The 25,435-nt window shown below is 55.9% G+C and carries 24 protein-coding genes and 1 pseudogene; 12 read left to right on the top strand and 13 right to left on the bottom strand.

Annotated elements, in window-relative coordinates:
• Window positions 1-104 precede the first annotated feature (104 nt).
• From AC236I_RS12440 to AC236I_RS12430, 3 genes are all read left to right on the top strand, one after another.
• Window positions 105-686, top strand: a complete 582-nt coding sequence (locus tag AC236I_RS12440; protein WP_004862091.1) for a nuclear transport factor 2 family protein — start codon at window positions 105-107, stop codon at window positions 684-686.
• A gap of 199 nt (window positions 687-885) precedes the next feature.
• Window positions 886-1,494 carry a maltose acetyltransferase domain-containing protein gene (locus AC236I_RS12435; protein WP_004862093.1) on the top strand — a complete coding sequence of 203 codons (609 nt, stop codon included), beginning with the start codon at window positions 886-888 and terminating at the stop codon, window positions 1,492-1,494.
• Between the two features lie 39 nt (window positions 1,495-1,533).
• Window positions 1,534-2,082, top strand: coding sequence for a DUF924 family protein (locus tag AC236I_RS12430; RefSeq protein ID WP_004862095.1), 549 nt, complete (start codon window positions 1,534-1,536; stop codon window positions 2,080-2,082).
• Window positions 2,083-2,193: 111 nt separating this feature from the next.
• On the opposite strand, the gene AC236I_RS12425 is transcribed toward AC236I_RS12430, so the two are convergent.
• From AC236I_RS12425 to AC236I_RS12405, 5 genes are all read right to left on the bottom strand, one after another.
• Window positions 2,194-3,009 carry a DNA/RNA non-specific endonuclease gene (locus tag AC236I_RS12425; protein ID WP_004862097.1) on the bottom strand — a complete coding sequence of 272 codons (816 nt, stop codon included), beginning with the start codon at window positions 3,007-3,009 and terminating at the stop codon, window positions 2,194-2,196.
• Between the two features lie 86 nt (window positions 3,010-3,095).
• Complete coding sequence (locus AC236I_RS12420; RefSeq protein WP_099843532.1) at window positions 3,096-3,896, bottom strand: hypothetical protein; 801 nt, start codon at window positions 3,894-3,896, stop codon at window positions 3,096-3,098.
• 676 nt (window positions 3,897-4,572) lie between these two features.
• A complete protein-coding gene (pgtA, locus tag AC236I_RS12415; protein ID WP_004862101.1) occupies window positions 4,573-5,817 on the bottom strand; it encodes a two-component system response regulator PgtA in 1,245 nt (414 codons plus the stop codon).
• Window positions 5,783-7,810, bottom strand: a complete 2,028-nt coding sequence (pgtB, locus tag AC236I_RS12410) for a two-component system sensor histidine kinase PgtB (RefSeq protein WP_004862103.1) — start codon at window positions 7,808-7,810, stop codon at window positions 5,783-5,785. Before pgtB ends, pgtA begins: the two co-directional genes overlap by 35 nt.
• Complete coding sequence (locus AC236I_RS12405) at window positions 7,807-9,063, bottom strand: ABC transporter substrate-binding protein (RefSeq protein WP_369974008.1); 1,257 nt, start codon at window positions 9,061-9,063, stop codon at window positions 7,807-7,809. Before AC236I_RS12405 ends, pgtB begins: the two co-directional genes overlap by 4 nt.
• A gap of 463 nt (window positions 9,064-9,526) precedes the next feature.
• Between AC236I_RS12405 and pgtP the strand changes: the two genes are divergently transcribed.
• Window positions 9,527-10,912, top strand: a complete 1,386-nt coding sequence (gene pgtP / locus AC236I_RS12400) for a phosphoglycerate transporter PgtP (protein ID WP_004862107.1) — start codon at window positions 9,527-9,529, stop codon at window positions 10,910-10,912.
• 71 nt (window positions 10,913-10,983) lie between these two features.
• Here the strand turns inward: pgtP and oxlT are convergent, their stop codons facing one another.
• Window positions 10,984-12,258 carry an oxalate/formate MFS antiporter gene (gene oxlT, locus AC236I_RS12395; RefSeq protein WP_004862108.1) on the bottom strand — a complete coding sequence of 425 codons (1,275 nt, stop codon included), beginning with the start codon at window positions 12,256-12,258 and terminating at the stop codon, window positions 10,984-10,986.
• Window positions 12,259-12,575: 317 nt separating this feature from the next.
• On the opposite strand from oxlT, the gene AC236I_RS12390 reads away from it, so the two are divergent.
• Window positions 12,576-13,055: a GNAT family N-acetyltransferase gene (locus tag AC236I_RS12390; RefSeq protein ID WP_004862110.1), complete on the top strand. Its 480-nt coding sequence runs from the start codon at window positions 12,576-12,578 to the stop codon at window positions 13,053-13,055.
• Between the two features lie 12 nt (window positions 13,056-13,067).
• Here the strand turns inward: AC236I_RS12390 and AC236I_RS12385 are convergent, their stop codons facing one another.
• The gene (locus tag AC236I_RS12385) at window positions 13,068-14,267 is read right to left on the bottom strand and encodes an MFS transporter (RefSeq protein WP_054828904.1); all 1,200 of its coding nucleotides are present in this window, start codon (window positions 14,265-14,267) and stop codon (window positions 13,068-13,070) included.
• Between the two features lie 108 nt (window positions 14,268-14,375).
• Here AC236I_RS12385 and AC236I_RS12380 point away from each other — a divergent pair, with 108 nt between their 5' ends.
• Complete coding sequence (locus AC236I_RS12380; protein ID WP_004862114.1) at window positions 14,376-15,323, top strand: AraC family transcriptional regulator; 948 nt, start codon at window positions 14,376-14,378, stop codon at window positions 15,321-15,323.
• A gap of 17 nt (window positions 15,324-15,340) precedes the next feature.
• On the opposite strand, the gene AC236I_RS12375 is transcribed toward AC236I_RS12380, so the two are convergent.
• On the bottom strand, window positions 15,341-15,622 hold the full coding sequence (locus AC236I_RS12375; RefSeq protein ID WP_004862116.1) for a VF530 family protein: 282 nt from the start codon (window positions 15,620-15,622) through the stop codon (window positions 15,341-15,343).
• A 285-nt stretch (window positions 15,623-15,907) separates the two neighbouring features.
• Between AC236I_RS12375 and AC236I_RS12370 the strand changes: the two genes are divergently transcribed.
• The 4 genes from AC236I_RS12370 to AC236I_RS12355 are packed head-to-tail and all read left to right on the top strand — an operon-like array spanning window position 15,908 to window position 19,210.
• Window positions 15,908-16,936 carry an isopenicillin N synthase family dioxygenase gene (locus AC236I_RS12370; protein WP_004862120.1) on the top strand — a complete coding sequence of 343 codons (1,029 nt, stop codon included), beginning with the start codon at window positions 15,908-15,910 and terminating at the stop codon, window positions 16,934-16,936.
• Between the two features lie 23 nt (window positions 16,937-16,959).
• Window positions 16,960-17,766, top strand: a complete 807-nt coding sequence (locus AC236I_RS12365; RefSeq protein WP_004862122.1) for a MetQ/NlpA family ABC transporter substrate-binding protein — start codon at window positions 16,960-16,962, stop codon at window positions 17,764-17,766.
• Complete coding sequence (locus AC236I_RS12360; RefSeq protein WP_004862124.1) at window positions 17,763-18,554, top strand: methionine ABC transporter ATP-binding protein; 792 nt, start codon at window positions 17,763-17,765, stop codon at window positions 18,552-18,554. Before AC236I_RS12365 ends, AC236I_RS12360 begins: the two co-directional genes overlap by 4 nt.
• The gene (locus AC236I_RS12355) at window positions 18,551-19,210 is read left to right on the top strand and encodes a methionine ABC transporter permease (protein WP_160873165.1); all 660 of its coding nucleotides are present in this window, start codon (window positions 18,551-18,553) and stop codon (window positions 19,208-19,210) included. Before AC236I_RS12360 ends, AC236I_RS12355 begins: the two co-directional genes overlap by 4 nt.
• Before the next feature lie 26 nt (window positions 19,211-19,236).
• Here AC236I_RS12355 and AC236I_RS12350 read toward each other — a convergent pair whose 3' ends face one another.
• Window positions 19,237-20,313 carry an NAD(P)H-dependent flavin oxidoreductase gene (locus tag AC236I_RS12350; RefSeq protein ID WP_487608821.1) on the bottom strand — a complete coding sequence of 359 codons (1,077 nt, stop codon included), beginning with the start codon at window positions 20,311-20,313 and terminating at the stop codon, window positions 19,237-19,239.
• Between the two features lie 91 nt (window positions 20,314-20,404).
• Between AC236I_RS12350 and AC236I_RS12345 the strand changes: the two genes are divergently transcribed.
• Entirely contained in the window at window positions 20,405-21,247 is an 843-nt protein-coding gene (locus AC236I_RS12345) for a LysR family transcriptional regulator (protein ID WP_015584306.1), read from the top strand.
• On the opposite strand, the gene AC236I_RS12340 is transcribed toward AC236I_RS12345, so the two are convergent.
• From AC236I_RS12340 to AC236I_RS12325, 4 genes and pseudogenes are all read right to left on the bottom strand, one after another.
• Entirely contained in the window at window positions 21,244-22,341 is a 1,098-nt protein-coding gene (locus AC236I_RS12340) for a YbfB/YjiJ family MFS transporter (RefSeq protein ID WP_406948018.1), read from the bottom strand. The genes AC236I_RS12345 and AC236I_RS12340 overlap by 4 nt on opposite strands.
• A gap of 336 nt (window positions 22,342-22,677) precedes the next feature.
• Window positions 22,678-22,854 (bottom strand): annotated as a pseudogene (locus AC236I_RS12335) (LysE family translocator); the annotation flags it as partial.
• A gap of 12 nt (window positions 22,855-22,866) precedes the next feature.
• Window positions 22,867-23,412 (bottom strand): GNAT family N-acetyltransferase, encoded by a 546-nt coding sequence (locus AC236I_RS12330; RefSeq protein ID WP_004862134.1) that lies wholly within the window; start codon window positions 23,410-23,412, stop codon window positions 22,867-22,869.
• Window positions 23,409-23,855 (bottom strand): VOC family protein, encoded by a 447-nt coding sequence (locus tag AC236I_RS12325; protein WP_004862136.1) that lies wholly within the window; start codon window positions 23,853-23,855, stop codon window positions 23,409-23,411. Before AC236I_RS12325 ends, AC236I_RS12330 begins: the two co-directional genes overlap by 4 nt.
• Before the next feature lie 200 nt (window positions 23,856-24,055).
• Between AC236I_RS12325 and AC236I_RS12320 the strand changes: the two genes are divergently transcribed.
• Window positions 24,056-25,246, top strand: a complete 1,191-nt coding sequence (locus AC236I_RS12320) for an MFS transporter (protein WP_032717467.1) — start codon at window positions 24,056-24,058, stop codon at window positions 25,244-25,246.
• Window positions 25,247-25,435: the final 189 nt, after the last annotated feature.

Below are 25,435 nucleotides of genomic sequence, written 5' to 3'. Positions count from 1 at the left end.
CCCCCATTCATCATTTAAAATGATTATTCAGTCAGATCTATCTATTTGAGTTTAACCCTGCCGTTCCGCAAACTGAAGGCCGTCAACTAACAGGAGCTGAAGCTATGAACAATCGCCAACAAGACCGCCAACAACTCAACGATCTGGTGAATGGCTGGATGCATCGCGACCTCGGTGAATGGGCCGCGCTACGTCAGCTGTTTCATCCTGATGGCACGATCGAAATTACGTGGTTTGAAGGGCTGGCGAGCGATTTTGTCGACGGTTCCATGCGGATGGGCGCATCTGACCTACGCACCAAACACCTCATCGGCACACCCGTGATCACCTTCAATGCCAGCGGGAACAAGGCTATTCTTGAGACCAACGCCATGATCATCGCTGAAAACGTCAAACTCAATCTGGGCTGTGAATGCCATAACCGGTTCTACGATCTGGCAGAAAAAAGAGACGGCGTGTGGAAATTGTTTCACCGGCAGAGCATTTACGATATGGGTACCTTTACCTTCCCGCTCGGTCCGGTTGAAATTGACCCGTCGGTAGCGCTGGCTTACCCCCGCGAATACGCGGCTTTGGCCTATCTTCTGCAACAGAGTGGTTTTCCGCTGGGACGGATTTTTGCTACCCGCGGCAGCGAACTGGAAGCGAAGATGAAAGCCGATGCGAAAAGCTGGCTGTTGGCCTAAGCACACAATCAACAATCCAGGTTCGATTTTTAGCACAAATCCGTGATATGTATAAAAAAGTATTTTTATAACCTCATTGATTTCTCGGCTTATCACCCTTGCTGCAGCCCGCCCTTCGCCTCAGGCTTAAGCGGAGGCGGGATGGCACGCAAACCAGATGACGTAAGCCCCCTACTTCAACAATGCAAAGGATCTCAAGATGATGACGCAAAGGGAACGCCTCGCCAGTGGCTACCTGTACACCGATATGGATGAGGGGATGCCGGAAGAGCGGCTTCGGGGTAAGATGCTGGCGTATGAATTTAATCATACGTCCCCCGCAGAACCCGAGAAACGCGTGGCGTTGATCCGCCAGATGATGGGCCGCGTCGGGAATAACGTCTGGATTGAACCGCCGCTGCACGTGGCCTACGGCAGTCAAATTAGTATCGGCGATAACTTCTACGCAAATTTTAATCTGGTGGTTGTCGATGATGGCAAAGTGATTATCGGCAATAATGTCATGATTGCCCCTAACGTCACCATCTCGACGACCGGACACCCGATTGACCCCGCGGTTCGCATTACCGGTCAGCAGTTTTCACAGACCGTCACCCTGGAAGACAATGTCTGGATCGGCAGCGGCGCTATCATTAACCCTGGCGTGACCATTGGCCGTAACAGCGTGATAGGCGCCGGAAGCGTGGTAACAAAAGATATTCCCGCCAACGTGGTGGCCGCCGGCGTTCCCTGCCGGGTGCTCAGGCCGATCGGCGAACAGGATCGCCGGAACGCGCTGGCAGGTTTGCCGGTGATGGATGCGGAGTAAACCACTGGCAATCGTCGAGGCTTGATAACAGGAGCGAAAATGTCGCTTAATACGATGAGTGATGCCCGGGAAATTCTGCAATTCTGGTTTCATCAAATTCCGCCTGAACGCTGGTTTCGATCGGACGCGGGTTTTGATGAGCAGATTCGTCACCGTTTTTCTGATGTTCATCAGGCAGCCTTGCGCGGTGAGCTGGCCGAGTGGCGGGAGAGCAGCTCCGGTCGGCTGGCGGAAATCATCGTGCTCGATCAGTTTTCGCGCAATCTGTTTCGCAACAGCCCGCTTTCATTCGCTGCCGACGGTATGGCCCTGGCCCTGGCACAGGAATTGGTCAAACAACCTGACTTTGACCAACTTCCTGTTGAAAGACGCGATTTTGCCCTGCTGCCATTTATGCATTCGGAATCGCCGATAATTCATGCTGCTGCGCTCAGGCTCTATCAACGCTACGCGAGCACACGCTCACTCAGAGCAGAAACAGAGCACAAGCGGGTGATTGACCAGTTTGGCCGCTACCCGTATCGCAATCAGGCGCTCGGCAGAAGATCCACGCCGGAAGAGCGCCGCTGGCTTAATCAACAACGATAGCCCCGCCCGGACGACACACATTCATGGCGCTGGCGTTGTATGAACACTTACCCCACTGTATCCCCATCACGGCCATTCTGCGGTCTGAGTTTAACAAGCCAGATTATCGTTTTACAGGCAACCCATCTCGCTGGCTAAAGTCCCTTTCGTTGCTTTGATATGAGCCGAGACCTTCGCAGGCAGCGAGGACCAAATCGAGAGTTTTGGGTTTGTTTTACTCTCAATCAAGTCTACGGTGACCTGGTAATCGCAAAAATTAGCTGTTTTAGGGGTTGACTGATCCATCAGAAACGCTGCGTATTGTCCTTTATCAGGACTGACGCCAATAAAAATGATCTTCCAGTAGGCACTTGGAATTTCAACCGAAGGGTCCGCCGGTAAAGTGGCGATATGTCGTTCGAAAAGTGGTCCGGTGACTGAATAAACAGCCGTAACATCACTTCTGTTGGCCAGTTCTCGTTCTTTATCTTCTAACCTAACCCAGGCTCCCTGATTGAGGTCCGCCTTTTGTGGAGTAATATTCGACAGATAATTGAGTGATGGCCAGTCTGACGCGCCTCCTAACCCAGCCAACGGTGCCTGGTGTCCGCGGTCTACCCCAAGGAGCGTATTAGCATTTTGATAAGCATCCGGGGATAATGTATCAGCAGGTGGTAATGCGGGATCCCGCTTCCAGTCTCTCGGACGGCCGCTCGCCTGACTGGATTTTGTCATTTTATATGCCACCCAATTAGCAAACTTAGTATTGCTATTATTATTCAGGGTATAACTATCGCGAACTAATGTCTGATCACTGCCACCGCTTGGGCATCCAACTTCACAATTATCTGTTGTTACAGGAAATTGAGTCGAGGGTTGATAACTGGTAGTACAAGAAAATAATAAGAACACAAACCACAAGCATAAATATCTATAGTAAATACGCATCTTAACACCTCATAGCATTACGCTTGACCACGCCAATATTAAACGAAAGCGCTGCAATTTATTGCAGCGCTTTATTTAAAAAAACGTCATTCCAGACACAGGGCTTTTACTGTGCTACCACTTTTAGCCGGCGTTTTCATATCATTCAACCACTGTTCCATGGTGGTTTTTTCTTGTTCCGCAAACAGATCTTTAACCCGTTCCCAGCTCGCACGGGAGAGACTATATAACGCCTGTTGCAATGAGTATTCAGACTTAAAGGAGATCACGCCTTTGCTTTGGGTCGACGAAATCTCAAATGTGCTGGCATATAGCGTGAAAATCACCTGGTCGTCGCCAGTTTGCAAAATGTTTTGCGTAAAGTTTGATGATTTCTGATCCTGGTTTGCATAGCTTAGCGCTGCTTTTGCTAACGAGGTTACGGAGGATTTAATCTTAGACTGGTCGCTTTGTGTAAGACCATCAAAAGCATCGACAAATGAGTTGATGAGCTCATCTGCGTTATGACTTTGTTGTTTAATATTTTTTGTCTCTGCGCTTAGTAAACTCAGACACGGAACGTTGGCCACGTTCTGAGTAAACCTGGTGAAATAGACTTTATTCCCGGTACCATCAGGATCCAGCGCGTTATAACCTGATTGCACGCGACAGAGGTTTACAATGGTTTGCAGGCCATCAAACATTGTTTGCGGGGCTGACGATGTTGCATTAACAAGTTTACTTGCGTGAATATTACCATCAATATAATCCTGCGTCGCAGCGGCTATCGCAGGGTTCATAACAAGTATATCTTGTGAGTTAAACAAGAATATAGGATCATGATTTACCGGGCTGGTAATGTAGTTAAACCAGGTCTGTGTTCTGTCTTTAATATCTTCCGAACTCATGGTTTATCTCCGAACAATATTAAACAGATGCAATCACTGTACCATTGCGAAGAGCAAAGCAAGTGATTGCCTTGTGGTTGATTACCTATTAAAAGACGATGATTTAACATCAAACTGGCAGTGTAAAAGAGAAACGAAAACGTGCATTGCTGGTTGCAATGATGATTGCGCCAGAATATCTGGCGGGCTGCAAATTTGATGTTTTACTAGCTTATATTCTGTCCGAATTTTATCCATCAAATATTCCATGCAATCTTCAAAATTATATGTCGAGGTTGCTTTAATGAGCGAAAAACAACGCGATGATTATTATGAAAATAATGTATGGAGCGGACAATAAACATTTGCACAGATGCGGATGGATATCTTAAAATATGTGTTTATTCGATCATTAAAACTGTGTAATTTTATTTTTAAGGATAAAATTCTTTATTTAAACGAAACGACAGAAAACCAAATTTTCAGATGAAAAAAATGACACGTGCCGGCCACCGTCAGCTTGAGTGCGGGGAACAAAAAAATGCGCCCACAGGCGCACCGCTAACGCTTTGCAGATTGATTCTTCCCTGACCGTTGGTGTCACCCTGACACCGGCAAAGACCCTAATCATGGCGCTCGAGCAGCAGTAACCCGCTAGCGGTAAAGCGCCATTGAGCTCAAACACCGCCCCGCCGGCTTAGCGATAGTGGTGCTTGTCTAAGCCAAATTTCTTCATTCGCAGGTAGAGCTTTTTACGCGGGATCTGCAAATACTCTGAGACATCGTTGATCCGGCCCTGATGGATGTTCAGGGCCTCAATAATGATCTGCCGTTCATAATCCTCAACCCGCTGGTCTAGTTGCATCGGTTCAACCTGATGCAGCAGCGGATTGGGGATCTCGGCCAGCGGCATCACCCCGACGGCAAACAGCCTGGCGGCATTTGCCAGTTCGCGCACATTGTTCGGCCAGTGGCGATTGACCAGCTTTTTAGCCAGCGCCGTCGGCAGTTCAGGTACCGGATGATTCAGCCGTAAGCAGGCCTGCTGTAGGTAGTGCAGAAACAGGGGCTCGATATCGTCGAGACGCTGTGCCAGCGGCGGGCAAAACTGCTGGGTCATGGCAAAACAGTAATAGAGATCGGGAACAACCAGGTTGTTGCCCACCAGGGTAATCAGCGGCTGAAGCCCCGTGGCAACCAGTCGACACGGCGGTTCATCCTGCGCTTGCTGATGGGCCAGTACCAGCTGCTGCGCCTGGCTCAGAAATTCGATATTACGCAGAACCAATGTGCCGCCCTGCGCCTGCTCACACCACGCCTGCAGCGGTGTCTCCTGGCCTTGCAGGATATCGCCGAAAATTATCGGCCGATCGCCGCGCGTGCTGAGGCGATGCAGGTAGCATGCCGCCAGCGTTCGCCCCGTTCCCCGTTCGCCATGAAAATAGACCGCGACATCCGTTTCGGCCAGCTGCTGAAGCGTTTGTCGCATCTGAATCACCCACTCGCTGCGACCAATCAGGTTGTCTTCGAGCTGCTCTTTTTGCCACTGTCGCCGCATCACCTGCGACTGACGCTGGGCCAGCGCTTTATCGACCAGCTCTAACAGCTGTCCGGGATTAACCGGTTTTTGCAGAAAATCCCAGGCGCCTTGCTTTACCGCCTCAACCGCCATCGGGACATCGCCGTGGCCGGTAATTAATATCACCGGCAAATGCGGATCGTGTTTAAGCAGTATCTTCAGTAAATCGATACCGGAACAGTGCGGCATACACACATCGCTGAGCACAATGCCGGGCCACGCCTCGCTGACCAGATCCTGTACGCTTCGCGGATCGCCGCAGGCGTAAACCCGATGCCCGGCCTGGGTGAGCAGCTGGGTATAGGCATCGAGGACATCGCTATCATCGTCAATCAGCAATATGTTGTGGTGATCGGTCAGCATGACTTATTTCCGTAGCTAAAAATTGCAAAACAACACAGGCATGACGATCCAGCGTCGACGCCAGCCGTAGATGCCCTTCCATCTGTATCATTAACGATTCGCTGATCGACAGGCCGATACCCAGCCCCAGCTGCTTGCTGGTGACAAATGGCTTGAGGAGCGACCCCGCCAACGCCAGTGGCCAGCCGCCGCCATTATCCGCGATCATCACCGTCCAGCCTTCAGCCGTGCGCTCCCACGCCACGCTAATGCAGGGCGCCGTCTGGGCGGCATCCAGCGCATTGGTGAGCACATTTACCAGCACCTGCTGGATGCGCACCTCGTCACCGAGTACCCGTGGTTCATCAGGCGGCAGGTTCAGTACGCCGCACAGCGGTTTATGGCGCAACGCCAGCAGCTCCCAGGCGGCAACGAATGCCTGGCGCAGACTGACGGCGCGGGCGGGCGTATCCGCCTCCGCACGACGAGAGAACTGCCGCAGGTTGCGGATAATGGCGTCAATTCGGCCAATCAGCCCTTCCGCCCTGACCAGGGTCTGGCTGGCGCTGGCCATCTGTTCATGCTTAATGGCGGTACGGGCGCTGTAGAGATACATCGACAGGGCGTTGAGCGGCTGATTGATTTCATGCGCCAGCGTTGTCATCGTCTGCCCGACAACCGCCAGCTTGGCCGCCTGAACCAGCTCATCCTGGGTCGTACGCAGATGGATATCGATCCTCTTGCGCTCAGCGATCTCCTGTTCCAGCAGCTGGCGTTGTTGATTAAGCTGTCCCAGGGTATGGCGCAGCAGTTTCCCGATGCGCCCCAGTTCATCTTCGCCATACACCGGAATAGCGGCGTTAACATCGCCCAGTCCGATACGCACCACCGCCTGATTCAGCTGGCTAAAGCGTTTAACCAGCCGCGAGCGGATAAAATAGTGGTTGAGCAAATATGCCAGCGCCAGCGCCAACAGCGTGGCAATCAGAATCAGACTGCCGCTGAACCACATGGTATGTTCCAGGCGCTGATTGAACGCGCGCATTTTACCGTGGCTGTCGCTGAGCTGGGACTCCAGCTGGGCGCGAAAACGCGCCAGCGTGCTCTCTTTGGCTTGCGTCACCTGCGCCAGCGCCTTTTGCGCTTCAATGTATTCCCGAATCGCGGCCGGCATTTTGTTTTCCGCGATGCCGGTGTCGAGCAGCTCATCGATGGTTTGCCGCAGGGTGATCGTGCTGGGATAGCCTTCCAGCAGATGCATATTGTCATCGGCGGTGTTTTTAAGGTAGGTCAGGTAGCGAATATGCCCTTCCACGTTACCGTCGCCCTCCGTGCTGGACTGCACCTCGCTGAGTCTGTCGCGCAGGTCGCTAATAATCTGGTTCTCAATGCGCGCCAGGGTGTAGACCTGCTGCTGTTCTCCCTGTACCGCCCGCAGATTGGCCTGCAGACGGTGAACGGCATGGCCCTGCTTCTCCTCCATCTGATCCAACAAGGCGCCCTGCTGCCAGCTGAAGTCCTGCACCAGGGAGTTCATCTCCGAGGTGAAGTCATCATGCAGCCAGTTAATACGCGCGGTGATTTCATTGACCTTTTCCCGTGCGATAAACATGTTGTAGAGCGAGCGATCGAGCCTGGCGAGCAGCTGCCGGCTGTCGCGAAGCGTCAGCTCAATTTGCTGGCGTTCCGGCCTATCAAGGCGCTGGCTTAACCTGTCGATGTCATCCAGATGTTGCAGGATCTGGTTACGTAATTGCAGGCGCGACGTGGTATTGGCCGCCAGTAAAAACTCATTAAGCTGATCGACCAGCGTATTCAGGCTATTTTCAATCAGGAACGAGGTCTGAATTCGCGGGAAATAGTCGTTGAGCGCATAGCGAATTTGCGAGCTCTGTTCGTGCCAGGAATAGAGGCTGACGCCGCTGACGACGAGGGTCAGCAGCGCGCCGGTCAGGAACGCGCCGCGCAGACTGGCGCTGATAGTCAGGTTCCTGATAAAGCCGGGCAACCTCATTTCAGGTTCTCCAGCTTGACGATCGCCTGCCGCTGTTGTTCCTGGAAAAAGAGCTGCCACTCCATCATGAGCTGTTCGGCCCGATCTTTATTATCCAGCTGTCGGAGATAATCCTCATCGCGACTCTGCTGCTCGCTGACCGGCATGGCGGTCAGCAACGCACGGACCTCCGGTAGCGGCGTCTTAAGCCGGGCTTCAGCATTGTGCAACGCCCGCCAGGCATCCTTCAGCTGCGACAGACGAAAGCTGATCGCGGTATCAAACAACTTTTGCACCAGACGCTGACGTTGCAGGATCAACTGATAATTGAGCGAGGGTTCGCTCAATAGCTGGCGCTGCCGCCGCGCGCGCGGCGTATTTCCCGGATCGGGGATAATCGAGTATTTTCCGGTGTTGGTATCCGAGAGCGCCTGCTGGCCTTCCGGACTCAGCAAAAACTGAATAAAGCGCCGGGCATCCGCCGGGTACGGGTTATGACGAATCATCGCAACGTAGGTAGGTGATGCCGCCGAGTGCGGAAAATAGTGAAACGTCAGGTTGGGATCGTCGAGCAACAGATTGGCGTAGTTATCAATCACCGGGCCGACCGAACCTAAGCCGCTTTTGATTTTATCCGCCACGCCAAAACTGCGGCTGGAGATGGTGATCAGGTTTCCCGCCATGCTCAAAATAATTTCCCAACCGTGGTTCCAGCCCTCCTGTTGCAGCAGCGATTCCACCATCAGATGGTTAGTATCCGAACGCGAGGGGCTACTCATTAATAAGGTGCCCTGGTAGCGCGCCTGCATCAGATCGTCCCAGCTGCCGGGCAGCGGCAGATGGCGCTCGCTGAGATTACGCTGGTTAATGAGTAAACCAAAACCGGAGATGGCCACCGCAACCGCGGTACCGCGGATCGAAGCCGGAACCCGCTGCTGCGACTGGGCCGGCGCGTCCGGGTAGGCAGCCAGCCGCTGATGTTCCTGCAGGTGCTGCAGCAGCATGGGTGAGGAAGTCAGCACCAGATCGATATTCTCGCCTCCGGCGCCGTCCAGCAGTTGTTCCAGTGAGGCGCTGGTGCGATTCAGGGTACGGATGATCACCGATTGCGGCTGAGTCTGCCAGCGGCTGATGATATAGGCGGTCGCATCAGGTGAGAACGTGGTGGCAATCACCAGTTCATTCTTTTTGGCCTCAGCGCTAAAGACCATCAGCAAACTGAGAAAGAGCGCAATACCCCATCCGCGCTGTCGTTTATTTGACCACTTCGTCATGAAATATCCTTCCCGCTGAAATGGTTTTGTGATCGTTTTCATAAAACAAGAACCTGAATAAATAATATCTCGCTGAGGTTTGTGACAAAAAAGTTCATTGCCCGGCGCTTTGCTTAAAGCCGGGAAAATATCCACACTCAGCTTAATCTCGCAGAATAATAAACAGCCTAGCACCGCTATTAAAATCATACTGTTAACAAGGTCAAACTAACAAGAATGCAGGCCCTTTGCGCCGTTGCACCATATGCCCCCGGCCCGCATGAGTATTTCACAAAATGAGTGATGCCAGAAAAATATATTTGGGTCAAAAAAAGAACATCTGGATTTATATTTGAGTCACTTTTGACTCAAATAGTCTGGATTGTATTGTCGCTTTGTTTTCACCACAATCGATAGCGTACTGACAACCGCTTAATTGAATTATCCCGATATTCACCACCGCCAATAAAATACAGGTACGGTTATGCTTTCATTATTAAAACCCAAGGTCGCCTCGGCCACGATTCCTGCACAACAGATTGTCCCCACCTATAAACGCTATCGTATGCAGGCGCTACTGAGCGTCTTTCTCGGCTATCTCGCCTACTACATCGTGCGTAACAACTTCACGTTGTCGACCCCCTACCTCAAAGAGCAGCTTGACCTGAGCGCCACTCAAATTGGCATGCTCAGCAGCTGCATGTTGATCGCCTACGGTATCAGCAAAGGCGTGATGAGCAGCCTGGCGGATAAGGCCAGCCCGAAAGTCTTTATGGCCTGCGGACTGGTGATGTGCGCGGCGGTGAACGTCGGGCTGGGCTTCAGCAGCGCGTTCTGGATTTTCGTGGCGCTGGTAGTGATCAACGGGCTGTTTCAGGGCATGGGCGTTGGCCCCTCGTTTATCACCATCGCCAACTGGTTTCCACGCCGCGAACGCGGCCGGGTCGGCGCATTCTGGAACATTTCGCATAACGTTGGCGGCGGTATTGTCGCCCCCATCGTCGGAACCGCTTTTGCGCTACTCGGTACCGAACACTGGCAGACCGCCAGCTATATCGTTCCCGCCGCGGTTGCGGTGCTGTTTGCCGTTGTGGTGTTGATTCTGGGGAAAGGCTCCCCGCGCAGCGAAGGGCTACCGGCGCTCGACGAAATGCTCCCGGAAGAGAAAGTGTTGCTCAATACCGGCAAAGTGGAAAAAGCGCCGGAAAACATGAGCGCATGGCAGATCTTTTGTACCTACGTGCTGAAAAACAAGAACGCCTGGTACGTGTCGATGGTCGACGTGTTCGTCTATATGGTGCGCTTCGGGATGATCAGCTGGCTGCCTATCTATCTTCTGTCGGTGAAGCACTTCTCGAAAGAAGAGATGAGCGTCGCCTTTCTGTTTTTCGAATGGGCGGCTATTCCGTCGACGCTGCTGGCCGGCTGGCTGTCGGATAAGTTGTTTAAAGGTCGCCGCATGCCGCTGGCGATGATCTGCATGACACTGATCTTCTTCTGCCTGATTGGCTACTGGAAAAGTGATTCGCTGTTTATGGTCACGGTGTTTGCCGCCATCGTCGGTTGCCTGATTTACGTCCCGCAATTTCTGGCCTCGGTACAGACCATGGAGATTGTGCCGAGCTTTGCGGTCGGTTCTGCCGTCGGTCTGCGCGGTTTTATGAGCTACATCTTCGGCGCGTCGCTGGGGACCAGTCTGTTCGGCGTGATGGTAGATAAGCTGGGCTGGCACGGCGGTTTCTATCTGCTGATGGGCGGCGTGGTGTGCTGCATCCTGTTTTGCTACCTGTCACACCGCGGCGCGCTGGAGCTGGAACGTAAGCGTCAGGAGGCGGCCAGCGCGCACGAGCTGTCGCTGGCACAGGCGTAAATTCGTCAGTATGAGATAAAGAATAGCCCCGGCGGCCACAGGCTGGCGCCGGGGTGGAGACCTGAGAACCTTTAGCGAAGCGCGGCAGCGTCACTGTGTTGACGGATAAACCGTGCGCGCCAGGGTTTCAGCAGCGCAATCGCCAGCGCGGCAGTAATAAAATCAAGCCCTATCGCACAGCTGAAGACCACTCCCCACCCTTGAGTATGCTGGTACAGCAGCGCCGCCAGCGGGCCGCCAAAAATCGATCCGATCCCTTGCGATATATACAACCAGCCGTAGTTAGAGCTCGCATATTCGCTGCCGAACGTGTCGGTCAACGTGGAGGGGAACAGTGAAAAGATCTCTCCCCAGCCGAAAAACACCACCCCGGACAACAGCACAAACAGCATCGGATCGTCCCGGCAGGCCAGCCACAGGGTCATCGCCACCCCTTCCAGCGCAAAGGCGATAAACATGGTGTTTTCGCGGCCATAGCGATCGGAGATAAATCCGAACAGCGGTCGCGTCAGGCCATTGGTAAAACGGTCGATAGTCAGCGCCAGCGGCAGCGCGGCCATGCCGAAAACCACCGCCTTACTGATACCGAAATCCTCAGCAAAGACGGCCATTTGCGACGTCACCATCAGTCCGGAGGTCGACATCATCGCCATCATGGCAAACATCAGCCAGAAAAGCGGTTGGCGCAGCATTTCACGCGAAGTGAATTGCCGGGTACTTTGCGCAACGCTCCGACTGGCGGGCAACGCTCCGCTATCGGGCGGCAGCTTCAGCCCCTGACTGGCCAGCAATCCCACGGCGGCAAAGAGGATGCCAAAGACCGTCATGGTCTGTTCCAGTCCGTACTGGCCCAACGAAACGGAGACAGGAAAGGTGGTCATAATCGCCCCCATGCCATACCCTGCCGCGACGGCGCCAGCGGCAAATCCACGATGGCGGGGAAACCATCGCACCATTAAACCGACGACGCCGATATAGACAATACCGGTCCCCAGCCCGCCGAGGCCGCCATAGACGAGGTACAGCGCGGCCAGGCCGCTGACCTGAGCCGAGAGAACCCAGCTCAGTCCGGCCATGACCGTGCCGATAGAGATAAGCAGCCGCGGGCCAAAGCGCTCAACCAGCCGTCCCTGAAACGGCGAGAAAAACGTCTGCAGGATAATCAGCAGCGAAAAGGTAACCTGAAGTTCCGCTAACCCGACGCCCAGCTTTTCGGTCAACGGTCTGGTCAGCAACGTCCAGACATATTGCGGACTGGATATTGCAGCCATACAGATCAGGCCAAGTGAGAGTTGCGTCCATTTGCCATATCTGGCGACAACCAAAGGTTCTCTGAGAACGGTCATAATCAGCTCCAGTAATCCGTTAGCCACAAATCAACAATGACGGCCATGACGGTTATGGGTCCTTGAAACCCCGCCCCGTCCCCTGCGCATCCCAATACTTACAGTGCTAAGCATTAACCATGCCACGTTATTTATTTGTTATTTATCAATGTCTTCTTGAAGTTATCGGCCGCCGTATGTTCAGCCTGGCGTTGCGCTGCACCGCTGAAGGGCGGTTTTTGTTCGCCTGATGTGCAGCTAAAAAGGGAGATTCGCTATAATTGTGTCGCCGCCGGGGATGTTCCGGGTTCAGGCAGGGAAAAGAGAAAGGAGTGAGATTGACTATTTCAGTTCGTCAGGCAACCCGTCATGACTGGCCAGCATTACAGCGGCTGTTTCTTTTATCGCGGTGTCATACGTTTACGTGGCTGAACGTCACCGATTTTCGCTTAACCGATCTGGAAAAGCAGACTGAAGGGGAAACGATCTGGCTGGCGCATGATCCTCAGGGAGAGCTGGCCGGTTTCATTGCCGTCTGGATGCCAGACCACTTTATTCACCATTTGCATGTCGCTCCCGCCCGTCAGGGATGCGGAGTGGGCAAAATGCTGCTGCAGGCATTACCCGGCTGGCAAGAACACGGCTATCGGCTGAAGTGCCTGACGCGCAATCACAAGGCGCTGGCGTTTTATGCCGCCAGCGGCTTTGTCACGCTTGGCGAAGGGAAAAGCGACGAGGGAACGTATCACCTGCTGGAACGCAAAGCGGCCTGGCCGCAACAGCAGGCGAAAAAAATGCGCCCGCAGGCGCATCGTTGACGCGGCGCGGATCTACTCTTCGCTGGCCGGGGATTTCACCCGTACGCCGGCAAAAACAATAATCATGGCGGTCAGCAGGAGTAAACCGCTGCCGGTAAAGACGCCGCTGGCGCCATTGAGGTCAAACACCGCCCCGCCGCCGGCCGCGCCGGCGCCAATCGCCAGCTGAATAGAGGCAACCAGCAGCCCGCCCGCGCTTTCCGCTTCATCCGGTACCGTCGTCGCCAGCCAGGTTGACCAGCCTACCGGCACCAGACCGAAAGCAAAGCCCCACATGGCGACCAGCAGTCCGTCGAGAAGCGCGATGTGGCCGAAGGTCACCATCATCAGCGCCAGCACGCTCATGGCCAGAGGAACCAGCGCCAGCGTCAAACGCAGGCTACGGCTCAGCAGATGCCCGGCAATAGAGGTCCCGATAAAGTTCGCCACCCCAAATCCCAGCAGAATCAGAGAGACCCCTTCGACGCTGGCCTGGGCGACGGTCTCCAGGAACGGCCGCAGATAGGTGAAAAAGGCAAAATGTCCGCTGAAGATTAAAATGGTGGCCAGCATCCCGCCAACCATGCCGGGACGACGCAGAACCTTAAGCAGCGTAGCAAAGCTGCCGACGCTTTCCGGGCGCATTGAGGGCAGTACCCACAGTTGCCACAGCAGCGCCAGAACGCTCGGGACGGTACAGAGAATAAAGACGCTGCGCCAGCCGATCAGGCCGCCCAGATAGCTGCCCAGCGGCGCCGCTACCACGGTCGCTATCGACACGGCGGAGAAGATCACCGCCAGCGCTTTCGGCACGAACGCGGCAGGCACCAGACGCATCGCCGTGGCGGTCGACATCGACCAGAATCCGCCGATCGCTATCCCCAGCAGCAGACGTCCCAGCAGCAGAAACTCCAGCGAAGTGGCGAAAGCCACCATCAGGCTGGAGACGATCTGCAGGACAGAAAAGAACATCAGTACCCAGCGGCGGTCGATATTTTTAGTGGCGGGGGTGATCAGCAATCCGGTCGCCAGCGCCACCAGAGCCGTCGCGGTCACCGCCTGCCCCGCCATCCCTTCGCTGACCCCAAGGCTGGCTGCCATCGGTGTTAACAGGCTGGCGGGAAGAAACTCTGCAACAATCAGGCCGAAAACGCCCAATGCCAGTGCATACACGGCGCGCCATGCGGGCCTGGCGGTGGCCAGCCTCTCTTCAGTTGCAATGCAGGAACTCATAAACATCTCTCCAGAACAATTAACATTTCGTTAAGGTTAGGAGGTTCCGTCAGGACGATCTATGATAAATACTCTGTGATTATTGATAATTCGTCCGGGAATGATGTTATGACTCAGCAAGCCCTCGATCTCACCAGCGAACTACTGCGCGGCATGCGCCTTTCCGGCGTCAACTATCGGCGCATCGAAACCTCCCGTCCTTTCGGCGTCGAGTTCGGCTTTGTACCCGGTAAAGCGCAGTTTCACTTTATCAGCCGGGGACCGGTACTGCTGCGCATGGTCAGCGGTCAGCGCTTAATGTTGCAAAGCGGCGATGCGCTGTTTATTCCCAACGGCGATGGCCACGTGCTGCTCTCTGATGACCAGGCATCGGTAGTCAACGTCTCCAGACTTCCCAGCGAACCGGTTTGTGACTCGGTAAGCTGTGTCAAAAACGCGTGCGACGACGCGGAAAGCGGCAGCGCCATTATCTTCAGCGCTTGTATGGACTTTGAGCTGGGCGGCATGCAGCCTCTGGTTAAAGCGATGCCCGAAGTGATGCTGGTCAGCAGCCTTCTGACCAGCCGCCCGGAAATCCAGCCGATGCTGGCGGCCATGGAACGCGAAAGCCTCACTCGACAGGCGGGCTATGCCGGTATTCTGGCGCGACTTGCCGATGTGGTGGCGGCGCTGATTGTTCGCGGCTGGGTGGCGTGCGGTTGCGGTAACGCAAACGGCTGGGTACAGGTCCTGCGCGATCCCAAACTTGCCAGAGCTATCTACGCGATGCATCAGCAGCCTGGCGTCAACTGGAAAGTCGAAGAGCTTGCGCGCGAAGCCGGGACCTCACGTTCCGTTTTTGCGGAACGTTTCCTCGCCGCCACCGGTACCACACCCGCGCGTTACCTCACGGAACTGCGGATGCGTCTGGCCGTGCAGTATATTTCGGATGAAGGTCAGACGCTGGAAAAGGTCGCCTTCCGCCTGGGATACAGTTCGTTAGCCGCCTTCAGTCGGGCCTTTAAGCGCATCACCGGCAAAGCGCCAGGGGCGCTCCGTGGCGAGACGGTGCTGTAACGCTTCGCGCTTACGCCCTACTCTTTTTTATTCTGCCAGTTCGCCCACGGGCTTTCCGCCGACAGCGGCGTCGCGGTGGAGGTTGAATCGCCGAGAGAGTCGATATAAAGGTCTTCAACCTCTTTACGCGCCCACGGGGTTCGACGTAAAAATTTGAGGCTCGATTTGATGCTCGGGTCGCTCTTAAAACAGTTGATATTGATCCGTTTTGCCAGCTCGGCCCAGCCATACTTCGCCACCAGGGCGTTCAGTAAAGCCTCAAGGGTGATGCCATGAAGAGGATCTTTAGAAGGCTGCATTGCGATGTTGAATCCTGAATACCTGATAAATGTCGCACACCATACTGGCTACACCGCCCCTGCGCAAGGCAGAAAGCAGGTTCGCGACGCCTTTATCCATTATTCGCAAAAGCACAGAACCCCGCCCGGTCATAAATTAGAAAAGAAGGTTATTGGTTGATTATTTTCCGTTGAGGCAAGCTGTGTTCACCCCACAGAATGAGGAAATCACCATGCGCTGTTGTTGTCCCCGAACCCTGAATATGAATAAACGCAACTCCCTGAATGCCGTCTTCGGAGCACACAATGAACGCAACGACTTTGCCGATTCTCGATCTTGCTCGCTACGCCGATCCTGCTGAAAAAACGGCTTTTCTGGCCGACCTTCGCCATGCGGCCCGCGAGATCGGCTTCTTTTATCTGATCAATCATGGCGTCGACGATGCCCTGCAAAAAGCTGTCCAGCAGCAATCCCGCCGCTTTTTTGCCCTGCCTGATGAGCAAAAACAGCCGGTTGCGATGATTCATTCCCCACACTTTCGCGGCTATAACCGCGCCGCATCCGAGCTGACCCGCGGACAGCCAGACTGGCGAGAACAGTTTGATATTGGCGCCGAGCGTCCGGCGCTGCGTCTGGATGACGATGCGCCGCGCTGGCAGCGTCTGCAGGGGCCTAACCTGTGGCCGGAAGCGCTACCGACGTTGAAACCCACGCTGCTCAGCTGGCAGCGCGCCATGACCGAGGTCGGCACAACCCTGTTGCGCGCCTTTGCTGAAGCGCTGGCGCTACCTGATGACGCCTTTGAGACCTTGTATGGCAATAAACCCAACGAGCATATCAAACTGATCCGCTATCCCGGTCAGCATGAGACGCAAAGCCACCAGGGCGTCGGCGCGCATAAAGACTCCGGGTTCCTCAGCTTCCTGCTTCAGGATGAGCAAAAGGGTCTGCAGGTAGAAGTTGCCCCCGGGCAATGGATCGATGCGACTCCGCTGGCCGGCAGTTTTGTCGTCAATATTGGCGAACTGCTGGAGCTGGCCACCAATGGCTACCTGCGTGCCACCGTCCATCGGGTGGTGTCTCCGCCGGTACACCAGGAGCGTCTCTCTATCGCATTTTTCCTCGGTGCGCAGCTGGATGCCACCGTTCCGGTCTTCACCCTGCCGCCGGAACTGGCGCAGGAAGCGCTCGGACCGGACAGCGATCCGCAAAACCCGCTGCTGCGCGAAGTGGGCTGGAATTACCTGAAGGGCCGCCTGCGCTCACACCCGGATGTGGCTGAACGCTACTACCAGGATGTGTTTCGCGAACCGGCCGGGCAACCAATCGTTTAAAGATAACAATAAAGGAAAACACCATGAAAATTGCCGCTTTTAAACTGGCAGGGGTTGCTCTGTCTCTCTCTTTCGCCTGGACATCAGCGCAGGCCGCCGCCTTACGCGTAGCGGCTGACCCGGTTCCGCATGCGGAGATCCTTAACTACATCAAGAAAATCGATCCGAGCCTGGATTTGAAGGTGGTCGAACTGACCAGCGGCGTAAATGCCAATGAACTGCTGGCAAACGGCGACGTGGATGCAAACTATTTCCAGCACGTACCCTATTTGAAGGATCAGGAAAAGGCGCTGGGCAAGACCTTCGCCGTCGCCGCCACGGTTCATATTGAGCCTTTGGGTATCTATTCGCGCAAGCACAAAGACTTTGCTTCACTGCCGGAAAATGCCACCGTCGCCGTGCCCAATAACACCACCAACCTGAGCCGTGCCCTGTTCCTGTTGCAAAGCCAGGGACTGATCAAACTGGCCTCCTCCTTCACCGACCCGGCCACGACGCTGGCGACGCCCAAAGATATTGTGGAAAACCCGAAGCATCTGAAGATTCTCGAAATTGAATCGCCGCAGATCCCGCGCTCTCTGGACGATGTCGATCTGGCCGTGATCAACGGTAACTATGCGCTGGAAGCCGGGCTGACGCCGGCAAAAGACGCGCTTGGCCTTGAGAGCGCCAGCCATAACCCTTACGCCAACATTCTGGTCACCAATCCCTCCCTGGCAAGCGATCCGCGCATCAAACAGCTGGCGAAAGACCTGACTTCGCCGCAGGTGGCTGAATTTATCCGTCAACGCTATAACGGCTCGGTTATCCCGGTTACCCCGAAATCATGATTGAAGCGATCGGGCTGAGTAAAACCTACGCCGGAACAGGCCGACCGGCGCTGAACAATGTGTCGCTGCAGGTCCCGAAGGGCGCGATTTACGGCATCCTCGGACGCAGCGGCGCGGGAAAAAGTACGCTGATCCGCTGTCTGAATCTGCTGGAGCGGCCCACATCGGGCCGCATTATTGTGAACGGACAGGATATTACGCAGATGGATAAAGCCGCGCTGCGCGCTTATCGCCTGCGTACCGGGATGATCTTTCAACATTTTAACCTGCTGCACGCACGTAACGTCGCCGACAATATCGCTGTGCCGTTGGAAATTGCCGGCATGACCAAAACGGCGCGTCAGACGCGAGTCGCGGAGCTGCTTGAGCTGGTCGGGCTTAGCGATAAAGCCCACGCGTTCCCTTCCCAGCTATCGGGCGGGCAAAAACAGCGCGTGGGTATTGCAAGAGCGCTGGCGTCAAGGCCGGACGTCCTGCTGTGCGACGAGGCGACCAGCGCCCTGGATCCCGAGACCACCGCCTCGGTGCTGGCATTGCTCGCAGATATTAATCAGCGTCTGAATCTGACGATTGTGCTGATCACCCATGAACTGGAGGTGGTCAAAACCCTGTGCGACCACGCCGCGCTGCTGGAAAATGGCGAAATCGTCGAAAGCGGCAGTATCGCCGAACTGCTGGTGGCGCCGTGGTCGAAGCTGCGTCAATCATTGCTGCACGATCCGCAGTCGGAACGCGATTTTCTTGCTCGTCATGGTTATCAGCGGAGGCCATTATGCACAGTCGCATGAGCTGGGATGACCTTTGGCCGCTGCTGTGGGACGGGACGCTGGAGACGGTGTATATGGTGGGGCTGGCGGCGGTATTTACCGTTCTGCTCGGCCTTCCGGTTGGCGTGGTGCTGTTTATTTCGCGTAAAAACGGGTTGCTGCCGATGCCGAAACTCAACGCGCTGCTGGGGGCAGTGATTAACTTCGGTCGCTCGCTGCCGTTTATCGTGCTGCTGATCGCCCTGATCCCGTTTACCCGGCTGATTATCGGTACGACGCTCGGGAGCACGGCGGCGGTGGTGCCGGTAACGATTGGCGCCTTCCCTTTTTTCGCCCGGCTGACGGAAAACGCGCTCGATGAAGTGGATTACGGACGTATTGAAGCCATTTTGTCGATGGGCGGCACGGTCTGGCATGTAATTTTTAAATCGCTACTGCCGGAAGCATTGCCAACCCTGCTGGCTGGCGTCACGCTGACTATCGTGATGTTGATTGGCTTCTCGTCAATGGCCGGCGTGATCGGCGGCGGCGGGCTGGGCGATTTGGCGATTCGCTATGGCTATCAGCGCTTTAATAATGAAGTGATGGTCGGCACGGTGCTGATTCTGGTGGCCCTGGTGCAGGGCGTGCAGATGGCGGGCGACAGCCTGGTCCGCCGACTGGCCCACCGTCGTTAAACATCAGCCGTCGCGGCAGGTCGCCATCACCGCCGCGACGGCTGAGTGGAAAATCCGCCCTCCCGGATCAGCGTTTGCATCAGCTCCGCTGCCGGCAACGCCCGGATCATCCCGACCCCCTGTCCTGCCCAATGTGCCCCAAATCCCCATTCGCCCTGCGCTTTCGCCGCTGCCGCCAGCGCTTTTCCCGCGTCGTAGGCTAGCGGGTAGTCCGGGGGCATAACGTCGGGATTGCGTCGACCGGTTTCACAAAATGCATTGTCAATGCAGCGCGCCGGGCGACCGGAAATCGCCGCAGTCATCACGGTTTCTGGCGTTGGTTCACCGCTCAGCGCCTGGCGATATCCGGCGTCGGTAGCCGATTCCGGGCAGAGCAGGAACGCGGTCCCCAGCTGAACCCCTTCTGCGCCCAGATGCATCATGCTGCGGATCCCGGCACCGTCCATGATCCCCCCGGCGGCAATAACCGGTATCGACACCGTCCGCTTTAGCGCCTGGACCAGCGTCAAGGTACTCATTTGCCGATCGTCGCCGCGAGGATCGAAGATCCCGCGATGACCTCCGGCCTCATACCCCTGCGCAATCACCACATCGAAGCCCTGGGCGACGACCCACTGTGCCTCGTCTACGCTGGTGGCGCTGGCCATGGTCAGCACACCTTTTTCCTTCAGCCGGCGAATGAGTGTCTTATCCGCCACGCCAAAGTGGAAACTGACCACCTCTGGCGCCAGGTCAAGTAGCAGCTCGGCCATGGGCTGATTCACAAGGAAACTTTGATAGATTTCCGTCAGCGTCTCGGGCGGTTGCGCGCCGAAACGAGCGAATAGCGGACGCAACAGCGCGGTCCACCTTGCTTCCGTGTGCGGGTCCCGGCGCGCCGGCGCATGGCAAAACAGATTGACATTGACGGGCTGCGTGGTCAGATGACGAGTACGCGCAATCAGCGCTTCGGCCTGGGAAACGGTCGCGGCCCCCAGCCCCAGCGAGCCGAGCCCGCCGCTGTTACTCACCGCGGCAGCCAGCTCTGGGGTTGAGACCCCGGCCATCGGCGCCTGAATGATGGGATAGGCAATATCCAGTCTCTGCGTAAAGCGGTTGCTCATGGTCACCCTGTTTGAATGTGTGATGCTGAATGCTTAACATCTCTTTTTGAGATGTTAAGATCAATATCATTTCCATATTTAGAAGAAAAATATGAACCACGCCACGTTACTGATCTTTAAAATTGTCGCGGAAGAGCAAAGCATTACCCGGGCAGCCAAGAAGCTGGGCCGTGTGCAATCAAACATCACCACGCGCATCCAGCAGCTGGAAGAAGAGCTTGATGTCGAGCTGTTCGTGCGGGGCAATAAAAAAATGGTGCTCTCCTCTGCCGGCAAGCAGTTCCTCGATTACGCGCTAAGAATACTGAGCCTTGGCGAAGAGGCGAAACAGGCGCTGCACCCGACAAACCCCGCCGGGCGCCTGCGCCTGGGGGCGATGGAAGCGACAGCCGCGAGCCGGCTTATTCACCTCCTTCCACGGTTCCGCGCCATCTGTCCGCAGGTCGAACTGACGTTGCATACCCAGCCTACGCAGCAGTTGACCGATCTGGTACAGCGTGCCGCCCTCGACTGCGCGCTGGTGAGTCTGCCGGTTACCGCCGAAGGTGAGCTTGTCCGCCCGACGGACATCGACGCGATCCCCGTTTTTGACGAGCAGCTGATGCTGGTGAGTCCAGAGGGGCCGGCTGATATCAGACTTGCCGCTTTTCCCAGGGGCTGCAGCTATCGGGCGATCGCGGAAGCGTTTTTCGCCTCCGATGCGCATGTCGAGATTCAGGATGTGGGGTCGTACCACGCCATGATCGCCTGCATTGCGTCCGGTGGTTATCGCGGTATCCTGCCGCAAAGCGTAATAGATATCCTGCCCCTGCCAGACAACTGCCAGATTCAGCCGCTTAAGCAGGTACAGACTCAGCTCATCTGGCGCCGGGAATCTATGTCCCCTGCGCTCAGTGAAATGCGGCAACTGCTGACGGCGGGCATCCAATTTTAAGGATGCGCGCGCGCTGACCTGACCGCAACCAGCCCTGCCGCCAGACATAGAGACGCTGCCGCCGCAAGCAATGAGGGATTAAACGATCCCGTCAGGTTATGCAGCGTCCCGGCGACAAATGGCCCGATAATCTGTCCGATACCATAAGTGGCCGTCATCGCCGCGATCATATTGAATTTTACCCGCTGATTCAGCCTTCTGGCTTCCGGGAGCGCAATGGTAACGGTGCCCATAAAGGTAAAACCGACCAGCAGCGCGCTGAGCAGGCAAGCGAGGAGCGTCTGGCTGAGAGCCGGCAGTACCACGCCCGCCGCCTGTATCAGCAGATTGGCGGTCAGCGCCCGGCGGAAGCCCAGTTTGATCACCAGTTTGTGCCAGATAAAGCATGAAGGGACCGCCGCGAGACCAAACAGCGCCCAGAGTTGCACGGGATCGATCTGCGCCAGCGAAGCGGATAAAAACAGCGGCAGGTAGGTCGCGGTAATGATGTAACCAAAGCCAGAAAAACCATATATCGCCAGCAATCGCCAGGCATCGGCGGTTTGTCCATCCGTCGCTGTTAAAGTCGGCGACTGCGGCGGCCAGGTCTGCACCTCATGGGCCGGCGTCAGCAGCAGGCACACGACCAGTAAAAAGAGGATCGTCGCGCTCGCGGCGCAGATAAGCCAGATTTGTGGGCTGGAGAGCGCCGCATGTTTCGCCAGCGAAATACCTTCGGCGGATAAAAAGATCCCCATTCCAACGCCGGAAAAGAGTACCGGCGCACCGTGATGGTGTTGCATATGCTGGAGCAGCCATAGCGAGGCGGCGATCATCGTCACCGCACTCAGCACCCCCGCCAGTCCGCGGATAAGTATGATCCCCGAGGGCGAACTCACCCACGCCAGTAGCGCCAGGCACACTAACGTGCATGCCACCGAAGCGAGAGTCAGGCGGGTGCTGTCAGCCGGTCGGGCTTTCGACAGCAGCAGCGCCCCGATCAGATAACCCGCGTAGTTGACCGACGCTGCCAGATTCCCCTGCCGCAGCGATAGAATCTGCTCATTCAGCATTACCGGGAGAATTCCGGTATAGGCAAAACGCCCGTATCCCATGCCGATAATCAGCACCACTGCACCGGCCAGCGCCAGCCACAAAGCCTGACGTTCCGGCCGCTGTTTCGTCCTGTTCACTCGCTACCTCGCCGCTGAAAATCTCAATAAGAGAATGACGTTTCTACTGTTCTCTTGGTGTCGTGGTAATAAACAGGCCGACCAGCAGAAAACGCGGAGCGCAGGCCGACCACTGCTGCCAGTGTAGAGGAGCCCGATGAAGATGCTTCGCTGAACAACGAAGTGTGGTGGTCAATGCGACGGATAAATAATGCGGGGGGCTTGCAGCCCCCGTAACGGTTAGCGGTAACTGAGCGCCAGTCTGGCCGCAAAGAGCATAAATACCCCCATTTTCGGATTTAATACGTTCCCGAGCACTCCTTTTAAAAACCAGTTGCTGGTAGAAGGCGCGGTAGACTGGCGCGTATCGAAGGCCTGACGTGGACGAAGCAGAAGCTGAAAGCCTGGCCAGCATAAGTAGGCTGCCCCACACCATTTCAGGATGTTGGTCACGAGCCGCATCGTGCTTCAGCGCACCAGGCGGTTCCACTCCTCCCGGGTGATTTCCCACAATTCTGCATCCAGCATGCCCGCGGTAAACTGCTGTTTCTCTACGCGAATCAGGCGCATGCCGCTGTTCATCGATATTTTCCTCGATCCATCGTTGTCGCGGGCTTTAGGCGCGCGCAGCACCTCCCGATGGAGAGTGTTAAACCAGAAATCGGTCACACAGCGGCAGGCTTCGGTCATTAACCCCTGACGCTGCCAGGCCGGATCCAGCCAGAAGCCGCGATTGTTATCCGCCTGGTCGGAGAGCGTAATCAGGCCGATAAGCTGCTCCGGGTCGGCCTGGCGGCGAATCGTCCAGAACCAGCCGCTCCCCTTTTCGGCAGCCGGTAAGGCAATCGTGTTCACATAGCGAGACGCGCCGTCGTCCGGGAACGGCCACGGAAAACTGGCCGCCAGATGGCGCACGATTTCCCATTGCGGAAACACCGCCTGAATCTGCGGCGCGTCGTCTTTGACCAACGGGACCAGCCGCAGCCTGTCGGTGGTTAAGAGTGGCGCTTTCACGGAGCCTCCTCGCGGAGCCATGGCGTAATCGTGACGCCCGTCAGCAGCCCTTCCGGGCTGAGCAGTCGGGTGACGGTCTGACCCCATGGTTCTTCCCGGTTGGCGATCAGCAGTCGGTATCCTTTGGCCATCAGCACGTCGGAGGCGGCCTGAATATCGCGCACTTCAAATTCAATCCACGCCTGGGGAACGGGCAGATCTGCCGGCCACTCTTCACTGCCAAAGCAGGAGAACGCCGCCTGGGCCAGCGGCCAGAGGGCAAAATGTTTCACTCCCGCCAGCGCATCCTGCTCGGTCAGCAGATAGTCATCGTTACCCGCCATCCGTTTCAACGGTAAACCTAACGTCTCGCCATAAAAGGCATGGCTCAGCGCGGTGTTTTGCGTGATGGGACCAAATCCCGCGACAAACAGCACGGCGATATCGGTGAAATCTTTTGTCATCTTCCCTCCTGACGGTGAACACAGAATAGAGCCAGTAGAAAATTTATACATTGAATACGCAGACTTGCACAGATTCGTCTTGTCCCAACGCTAATTTTGGTGGGTTTGGCTAAAACAGCGGAAAAACGCATCCTGTGCTCGTCCGAATGACCGGGTCTGCGCTATGCTGCTCACACCTTCGTTTGAAATACCATGATGTTATGACCTCTTCAGTCAGTAATACTCAGCTTAATCTGCGCATTATCTCGATCGTCGTTTTCACCTGTATCTGCTATCTCTCCATCGGCCTGCCGCTTGCCGTGTTGCCGGGATATATCCATTACCAGCTGGGATACAGTACGCTCATTGCCGGTGTTGTTATCAGCCTGCAGTACATTTCGACGCTGTTCAGTCGGCCGCACGCCGGACGCTATACGGATATCTGGGGGCCGAAAAAGGTCGTCAGTCTTGGGATCGTCTGCTGCCTGTTGAGCGGTCTGTTCACACTGGTTGCTGTGGCGCTGCAATCGGTGCCGGTGCTGGCGATTAGCGCTTTGTTGATTGGGCGTATTTTCCTCGGCGTCGGTGAAAGCTTTACCGCGACGGGAGCAACGCTGTGGGGAATTAAAACCGTGGGGGCGATCCATACTTCGCGAGTGATTTCGTGGAATGGCGTGGCCACCTATGTGGCGATGGCGGTAGGCGCGCCGCTCGGCGTGATGCTCAACAGCGTCTTTGGTATCAGCGGTTTTGCCGCGGTGGTCGTTCTGGTGGCGGTGATTGGCCTGCTCTTTGCCCGTACGCGCCAGGATGTCAGCGTCACCGCCGGTATCCGGGCGCCGTTCCACGTGGTGGTGCGCAAGATCTGGCCTTATGGCCTGGGCCTGGCCCTGGGAACCGTCGGATTCGGGGTCATCGCGACCTTCATCACGCTCTACTTTTCCGCGCATCGCTGGCAAGGCGCGGCATTTACCCTCTCCCTGTTCAGCGCCGGGTTTATCTGTGTTCGCCTGGTCGCAGGCAATGTAATTACCCGCTATGGCGGCGTCCGCGTCTCTCTGGTCTGCTTCGTGGTCGAGTGTCTCGGGCTGATGATTATCTGGCTCGCGCCTTCCGCATGGATAGCCGGCCTCGGCGCACTGCTGACCGGCAGCGGTTTCTCTTTGGTTTTCCCGGCGCTGGGCGTGGAGGCGGTCAGACAGGTTGAAGAACAAAACCAGGGGACGGCGCTGGGGACCTATTCGGCCTTTCTCGATTTAGCGCTGGGTTTGACCGGCCCGCTGGCTGGCTGGGTCGCCGGCTATTATGCACTGGATACAATTTATCTGCTGGCCGCGGTGGTCGTCGTGCTGGCATTCCTGCTGGTTTTTCGTGTCCACCTGCAGCAACGCGCCGCTTTGCGCCACGTATGAGCGACGGTCTCCGGTAGCCGCAGGTTACCGGAGCCGGTAAAAAACTAATCAATAATTGACTGTGATTCCGCATCCGTGCCAACATCCTTGTCACGTCTGGTTACAGGCGCACTGACGTGGCGGGTGGCATAACAGAGATCGCGTAATTAAAGATCCGGCCCGTGACGTAACCCAATCCGAATCACTGAC

The organism is Klebsiella sp. Sb-30 (genome assembly GCF_057652795.1).
Note: the sequence above shows the minus strand (reverse complement) of the source record. Positions and strands in the feature narration are given on the sequence as shown.